The organism is Dehalococcoidia bacterium (assembly GCA_003597995.1).
Taxonomy (GTDB): Bacteria; Chloroflexota; Dehalococcoidia; order Dehalococcoidales; family UBA1222; genus SURF-27.
In genome coordinates, this window is the sequence record QZJY01000060.1 from 47,468 (window position 1) to 53,890 (window position 6,423).

Sequence of the window (6,423 nt, forward strand, 5' to 3'; positions counted from 1 at the left end):
GAATGGAACGGCGTGACTTTATAAAATTAGCGATGTCGGGATTCGCCGGAATGGCCGTAGCTGACGGTCTTGCCGGAGAGCGCTTGTCGGGGCAGCAGGGCGTTTTGAGGGCAACGAACTTGATAACAGACCCGGCAAAACAAGTAATCACTGACCCGGTTGTGCGCCGTGTCCTGGAGCGGATGCAGGTCGATCCAGATAACGATGCTGTCTTCAAATACGATTATGCACCGGGCCATGAGACGACAAAAATGTATCAGGTGCAAGCCGGGCGATATAAGGGTGCTCATGTTGTAGTCGCCTCGCACCTGCCAATGGTTACACCTGATAATGAGGTGGTAATTCCCGGTTTTGAATTATCCGGCGGGATATACAGGCCAAAAACGAACTGGTTTACCGCAGAAGTCAGCGGTGAAAGCGTCCAGGTCTGGCAACTTGGATTGTCTGAATATGTTGCTTGGGCACCGGCCTTATATCTGAACGGAGTGAGAAAAGACCCCATTGGTTCGTGGGTGCATCATGTTACTGATCCGCAAAATCCAAACTATCAGGGTAACGTGCTTGATCTTAATTATGGGATATGTACCCGCCGGTTGAGATTAATCGAAGGGCGTTTCATGGAGCGGTGGATATTTACCGAGAATCCCGGCGGGGACGTGCGGATTGTCCATAATAAATCTGGCAACCTGTCCTTACGGTTAGGCGGTGGGCGGGTCCTCGTTGAAAACGGTGATGAAGAATTTATCTCGGCGGAAGTTTTTAATGATACTTCTTACCCGCTTGTTGTCTGTGCTACAGCTACATTGTACACCGGAGCTTCTGATGGGACAATTAGTTATTTCCTGGCCACCGGATCGTCGTGGGCCGAACTTAAAGCCCTTTCCGCTGGAAGCAGTACGGCCTTAGCGGGTACGGGCGCATCCGCCGGATGGCTTAGATGTGATGCTAATACCGATAAATTTGATATTCTTGAGCACCAGTTCTACCCGTTCGACAATTCATCGGTGTCGGCTCTTAATACGGTTCTTTCTGGAACAGTCAGCTTTTATGGGTATAGCTCGGTGGTGGACGATTGGGCCGCTTCTGCATTGTGTCTTGTAAAAGGCACTCCGGCTGATCCGACGGCTTTAGTTGTGGGCGATTTTGACCAGTTGACCTTGACTGAACTGGCTATCCGCAAGGCCATGAGCGCATGGAGCGTAGCGGGGTATAATGATTATACACTCAACGCCGCCGGTATAGCTCATGTTCAGGCAAACCTGGGCGGATATTGCACGTTCGTCACCCCTAACGGGTACTGGGTTGATAATAGTGCCCCTGCATGGACAGCGGGCTACGATTGCATGTGCTCGAATTATTTTTCGGAACAAGGGGCTGGTTATAAACCAAAAGAGGTCTTTGTTTACGAGCTTTCTGAACCCGCTGGCCCGGCTAAGGTGGCAGGCGTGGCGAGTCCAGCTAAGGTGGCAGGCGTGGCGAGTCCAACGAGTGTGGCTGGCGTGAATTAATAATGGCCACATGGCTCAACCGACTTAAAACACAACAATAATTTTAGGGAGGAACAATGTGATGATAAACGGAGTAAGAAACGCGGTGCTTGTCTGCGCCTTACTGGCCGCGCCATTGGTGGCTGGCAATAAGGCGGAAGGCAAGCCGGATACTACAAAGCTGGACACCTTGCTGGTCAAGGTAGAACAACTCAAAATGGAACAGATGGAGACTAAGGCCCGGCTGCTGTCTATCCGCAGATTCCTGATAGCGGAAGCCTATGCCGCCGAGCCGGACAGTGTCAGGCGGGACTCGTTGACGACTATAGTAGAGAGCGACACCCTTATTGCCCGAAGGATTGCCGCAGATGGACGAAGAAACCAGAAGTGAATTGGATAAACAGCTTGACTTTATCAAGTCGAGAGCCAGTAAGGATGAGGTAAATCATCTGCGTTCCGCTTTCTATTGGGTGATCGGCACCGCCGCCCTGGCTGCGCTGACTGCCGTAGGCGCTGGATTTTCCAGCTATAGTTCGTATGGCAGCGCCGACCGCAGGATCGCGGTAGTCGAAATCCAGTTGACCGGCATCAACGCCCGGCAGGTGGAGAACAACGAGATACTGAAAGAGATAGAACGCCTGCTAAGGGACAAGCACAATGCGATTGACTGAGCACTTTACGCTTCGGGAGTTCCGCTGCCACTGTGGTTGCGGAGCCGAGAAGGACTGGGTCGAGGAAATAAAAAAGACGGCCGAGATACTTGAACTGCTGCGCCAGCGCATCAATACCAAGCAGGAGTATGTCAAGTACCGCAAGTTGCTGGATGACCAGTCGTATCGTGAGTTGTCGATAGCCATAAGCTGCGGAGTACGGTGCCCGAAGCATAACGCGGCAGTTGGTGGAGCGGGGAAGAGTCAGCACTTATCAGAGATAGATAAGGCTGTACGCGAAGTGGCTTATGGTGGTGCTGCCGACACATCCGTTCCAGGCTTACCGGCTCCACTATGGTACGCCGAAACCGAGGGATTCTTCAAAGGCAGAATCCTTTACATAAAGAAGAAGTTCGTTCACGTTGACCGCCGGGTAGGAAACGCCTACTCCGCTATCAACGATCCACAAAACGCTGAGAAGGAGGCGTAATATGGAACAGGTATATGCAGCTTGGGATTATATCATCACCAACTGGCAGGTGATCGCACTGGTGATAGTGCCGTTCCTTTCGACCCTGGTGCTGAAACTGGGACGCATCGGATGGCTTCTCAATCAAGTCCTTGCCCGTGTCAAGGACGGTAGCCTGTCGGTTCAGGAAAAAGCTGACACGTTTGATGATGTCATATCTGTTTTCCGTGGCTGGCTGCCCAACCGCAGTAAAAAGGAGTAACCCGTGGCAAAAAGGAAATGGTGGCAGTACCTGCTTTTCTTCGTCCGTGCCGCCGCAGATGAGGTCGAAAGCGGCAATATCGGAGCAGGAAAGAAAACCGCCAAGGGCGGCGAGATTGTCGGCAAAGCCCTTGACGGCGTTATCGAAGCGACTGATGACCAGAACAGCCCTGCTTAGGTGGGGCTGTTTTACTCTCCCTGCGTCCGTTCCTTGAGTATCGCCAGAACCCGCTCGGCAGATTTTCGCAACTGTTTCTTGCGATCCATAATGGGAAAATCAGAATCCGTCTCAATGTTTAACCGCTTGCACGTTATATCCACTGCGTCACTGTAAACCCATAGCGTCACCTTGACGGGAGCCACAAATGACAATATGGATATTTCGTCCAACATCTCAGCAAACTTAGACATACTTCCCTCCTACGAGTTGGCTTTAACGAACGCCGCCATCTCCTTAAGCATGTCCGGCGTTATCTTTTCAATGCCGTTCAACTGGCGGTAGACCTTGCTCAGATCGAGCTTGCGTTCCTCGGCAAACTTGCGCCGCGAACCCCACTTGCGGCCATAAAGTTTCTCCAGAAAATCAACGAAGTTCAACCGCTTGAGTTCCATGTTCAAATCTGGCTCGACATGAATTGATTTCTTTTCCCTCGGCATATTACTCACCATCCTTGTTGAGTATTTGCAGTATGGACTTGGCTTCGTCCTGCGTCAAGTCCGTATCGTATAACTTCCTGATGCCCAACTTCTCCTTGGCCTCGATCACTTCCCGTTCGGAAAAGATAGCCATCGCAGCCTTGAGCCGTCCCTTGTAGTCAGCAACCGGCAACGCCTCCTCCTTCGGCTTGCGTCCACGCTTGGCCGGGGCAGGCCCTTCGACTTCGCCAGTCGATTCGTTGATGGTCTCAGCAGGCGGCTCCTCGGCAACAGGCGTAGCCACTTTTGCCGCCAGCTTATCGGCCAGCTTGCTGGTCTTTTCTCCATCTTCCATCGGCTCGATCTCAAAGTCCACCATGCCGACAGCCTTATTGTCAGCCTCGATAGCCTTGTCCAGCAGGTCACTGCTACTCGGCAGGTACTTGAACAGGCGGCGCACCACAGTCTTGCGGGCCATCTCCATGTAGTCCGTGACCCACGGCCCATTGTTAGCGGCCTTGCTACGCTTGCGGATAGCGTCCACCTGTTCAATGCTCATAAATTCAAACTGGCTGGTGCCATCGTTAAAGTGGGCCACGGCATAAACGCCAATCGGCTTGCCAGTGGGCTTGCGTATCTCTGGAACGTGAACGAGCTTTGGCGTTGTACCAAATTCCATCTCGAAGCGGTCGGCATCGTGAACGATATGTGCCTCTATCTGAGACACATCGCCAGTGCGCTTGGCGAGGTCGATCATTCCGCGAAACCCTGGCATCATCTGAGCGGACGTGCCGTATTTTACGAGGTAGGCGTGCCCCCTTGCGGGCGTAAAATCTAAGCCGAGTTCTGCGGCATTGACCACAGCCGTGAACAGTGACAGCGGAGTACACTCTTGCAGGTTGCGGTCACGGGCCACTGCCAGCATGGCACTCTTAAGAAAGCGCTCCACGTTGACATGGCTCGGCAGCATGGATGCGATCTCAGGCCGCTTGACTTCGATGTACTCCTTCAACGTCTTGGGCTGTACGACAGCAACATCAGTTCCGTTCGACATTCTTACTCTCCTTCTCATAAAGAAACATACCTTCGTTGAACAGATTGCACAGCACGCCACCCTGAAAGCATAGTATAAATGCGGCTGGCCGTGGCTTGCCCCACCAATTCGGAACAATAACCGAACGCTTGGATTGAGCAGCGACCTTAAGGTCATTGAGACTCTTGATCTGCCTACCGAGAGCCATCACGCCTCTCCTTGCTTAATCCTTGGGGTTCTGGATACGGACTCCTTCAGGAACGAATTGTATATCTCAGGGGCTTCGGCCTTGAGTCTGCTCTGATCGAGTATCGACTTCACGGTCGGGAAGTAGGTGAGCACCCGGCCATCGAGTAGTTTCACGCCTTCCGCATCACCGAGCGGGGTCAGGACACGGGACAGCGCTTCCTTTTCCAGCTTCTCGGCCTCCAGCCGGGCCGTGCGCTTGGCATCCCAGTCATTGATAAGGTCATCCGGTACGGTAGCCCAAGATTGCGGCTGGCGAATAACGCGCTTGATAATATCAAGACCGCCGAGGCCGAAGGAATCTTCGGGCGGCTGGACTTTCGGGATGACATAGGTATTCCAGAAGGCAGTCGCCTGCGCGATGATCGCCTGTATGATCTGTTCGTTGCGCTCGACCTTGTATAGCTCCCTCTTGAGTCCCATGCGACCGAGCAACGCTACGACATGGACGCGCTTGAGGTTGTGGCAAGCAATTTGGGCTTGGCACTGAAGGATCACGCGGCTCGGAATTTGATCTGTTCCCGGCTCTCCCCATTCGTTATCCTTGCCGCCAAATTCCATGTCGTTTATGCTGGTCGTTTTCGCTTCTATGGCTTCACCCAGGCTTAGTTCGTACTCATCATCGCTGACAATGAGCGCATCCAGCGTTGCGGCAAGGATGGGACACTGAGGATGGATGGCGAACAGTCGTTCGGGTTCCACCGTAGCCTGTACCCCAAGTTCCCGTATAGCATACTTAATCAGCGGCTCTTCAAAGTCGTCGCCCATTTCACCCGCCGCCGTGTTTAACTCCTTGTGTTCCAGCGGGAAGGTTTTCATCAACCACAGGTCTGTACCAGTGAGCTTAATATGCTCTCCGAAAAGAGCCGGAACCTCAGATGCTCCAATATAATGCGCCCGCCCGGCAAGCTGTTCCTTTGTAAGCATTAAAACTCCTCTCCGCTATCTTCCGTGTCATAGACTTCTTCCAGCAAGTCTTCCATCTTGCAGCCGACATCGCCCGGCTCCATGCCATCCTCAATACTGGCGATCAGCTTGCGTAACTCGCAGATAAGTTCATGTCTGTTCATCTCCATACTCCTATCCATCCGGGGTGGCCGAAAGTTACTTGACGCTGGTAGGTCTCAGTATGCCCGCATTTCAGGCAGCGCCGGACATCACCTACCTGCGGATCATGGTGGGCACGGTCATACTCCCATTCATGGTCACAGCTTGCCTTCGTTCCAGCCGACCACCAGTCATTGTGGGGTTGCATCTTCTGCCTCGATAATCTTGCCATTTTTTAGGGTGTAATAGACATCCTCTTTGATTGTTTTCCCGTCTACGGGAACCGCTCTCATCCCCTTGATTTGCCACTCGCCATCAGCATTGCGTTCGCGCTCGGTAAGCACAATCCAGTCGGTAAGCCGCCCCCGCGCCCTACCGTCAACGCCCGTGACTAACGCCACCGAATGTTTACCCTCGGCACTCGCCGCGCCACTGTCCCCGGTAGCACTCGCCGCGCCCCTGTACCCGGTAGCACTCGCCGCGCCACTGTCCCCGGTAGCACTCGCCGCGCCCCTGTCCCCGGTAGCACTCGCCGCGCCCCTGTCCCCGGTAGCACTCGCCGCGCCACTGTCCCCGGTAGCACTCGCCGCGCCC

General features: G+C 53.6%; 10 protein-coding genes. 5 read left to right on the forward strand and 5 right to left on the reverse strand.

Annotation, left to right across the window (positions count from 1 at the left end):
- The first annotated feature begins 2 nt into the window (after positions 1–2).
- From C4542_08210 to C4542_08230, 5 genes are all read left to right on the forward strand, one after another.
- Positions 3–1,508, forward strand: a complete 1,506-nt coding sequence (locus C4542_08210) for a hypothetical protein (GenBank protein ID RJO60822.1) — start codon at positions 3–5, stop codon at positions 1,506–1,508.
- Positions 1,509–1,569: 61 nt separating this feature from the next.
- Complete coding sequence (locus C4542_08215) at positions 1,570–1,878, forward strand: hypothetical protein (protein RJO60823.1); 309 nt, start codon at positions 1,570–1,572, stop codon at positions 1,876–1,878.
- A complete protein-coding gene (locus C4542_08220; GenBank protein ID RJO60824.1) occupies positions 1,856–2,158 on the forward strand; it encodes a hypothetical protein in 303 nt (100 codons plus the stop codon). The genes C4542_08215 and C4542_08220 overlap by 23 nt, the downstream gene beginning before the upstream one ends.
- The gene (locus tag C4542_08225; protein ID RJO60825.1) at positions 2,145–2,627 is read left to right on the forward strand and encodes a hypothetical protein; all 483 of its coding nucleotides are present in this window, start codon (positions 2,145–2,147) and stop codon (positions 2,625–2,627) included. Before C4542_08220 ends, C4542_08225 begins: the two co-directional genes overlap by 14 nt.
- A 1-nt stretch (position 2,628) precedes the next feature.
- Positions 2,629–2,868, forward strand: a complete 240-nt coding sequence (locus C4542_08230) for a hypothetical protein (GenBank protein RJO60826.1) — start codon at positions 2,629–2,631, stop codon at positions 2,866–2,868.
- A 188-nt stretch (positions 2,869–3,056) separates the two neighbouring features.
- On the opposite strand, the gene C4542_08235 is transcribed toward C4542_08230, so the two are convergent.
- The 5 genes from C4542_08235 to C4542_08255 all read right to left on the reverse strand — a co-directional run.
- Positions 3,057–3,278 carry a hypothetical protein gene (locus tag C4542_08235; GenBank protein RJO60827.1) on the reverse strand — a complete coding sequence of 74 codons (222 nt, stop codon included), beginning with the start codon at positions 3,276–3,278 and terminating at the stop codon, positions 3,057–3,059.
- 9 nt (positions 3,279–3,287) lie between these two features.
- Positions 3,288–3,524, reverse strand: coding sequence for a hypothetical protein (locus C4542_08240; GenBank protein RJO60828.1), 237 nt, complete (start codon positions 3,522–3,524; stop codon positions 3,288–3,290).
- A gap of 1 nt (position 3,525) precedes the next feature.
- A complete protein-coding gene (locus C4542_08245; GenBank protein ID RJO60829.1) occupies positions 3,526–4,713 on the reverse strand; it encodes a hypothetical protein in 1,188 nt (395 codons plus the stop codon).
- A gap of 30 nt (positions 4,714–4,743) precedes the next feature.
- The gene (locus C4542_08250; protein ID RJO60830.1) at positions 4,744–5,709 is read right to left on the reverse strand and encodes a hypothetical protein; all 966 of its coding nucleotides are present in this window, start codon (positions 5,707–5,709) and stop codon (positions 4,744–4,746) included.
- Between the two features lie 311 nt (positions 5,710–6,020).
- Positions 6,021–6,423 (reverse strand): hypothetical protein (locus tag C4542_08255; protein ID RJO60831.1); only part of this gene is annotated, 403 nt, incomplete at its 5' end.

What these genes read in the sequence shown, in the direction of transcription:
- C4542_08250 (RJO60830.1), bottom strand. Translation starts at nt 5,709, where the DNA reads ATGCTTACAAAGGAACAGCTTGCCGGGCGGGCGCATTATATTGGAGCA.
- C4542_08225 (RJO60825.1), top strand. Translation starts at nt 2,145, where the DNA reads ATGCGATTGACTGAGCACTTTACGCTTCGGGAGTTCCGCTGCCACTGT.
- C4542_08245 (RJO60829.1), bottom strand. Translation starts at nt 4,713, where the DNA reads ATGACCTTAAGGTCGCTGCTCAATCCAAGCGTTCGGTTATTGTTCCGA.
- C4542_08210 (RJO60822.1), top strand. Translation starts at nt 3, where the DNA reads ATGGAACGGCGTGACTTTATAAAATTAGCGATGTCGGGATTCGCCGGA.
- C4542_08230 (RJO60826.1), top strand. Translation starts at nt 2,629, where the DNA reads ATGGAACAGGTATATGCAGCTTGGGATTATATCATCACCAACTGGCAG.
- C4542_08220 (RJO60824.1), top strand. Translation starts at nt 1,856, where the DNA reads ATGGACGAAGAAACCAGAAGTGAATTGGATAAACAGCTTGACTTTATC.
- C4542_08235 (RJO60827.1), bottom strand. Translation starts at nt 3,278, where the DNA reads ATGTCTAAGTTTGCTGAGATGTTGGACGAAATATCCATATTGTCATTT.
- C4542_08215 (RJO60823.1), top strand. Translation starts at nt 1,570, where the DNA reads ATGATAAACGGAGTAAGAAACGCGGTGCTTGTCTGCGCCTTACTGGCC.
- C4542_08240 (RJO60828.1), bottom strand. Translation starts at nt 3,524, where the DNA reads ATGCCGAGGGAAAAGAAATCAATTCATGTCGAGCCAGATTTGAACATG.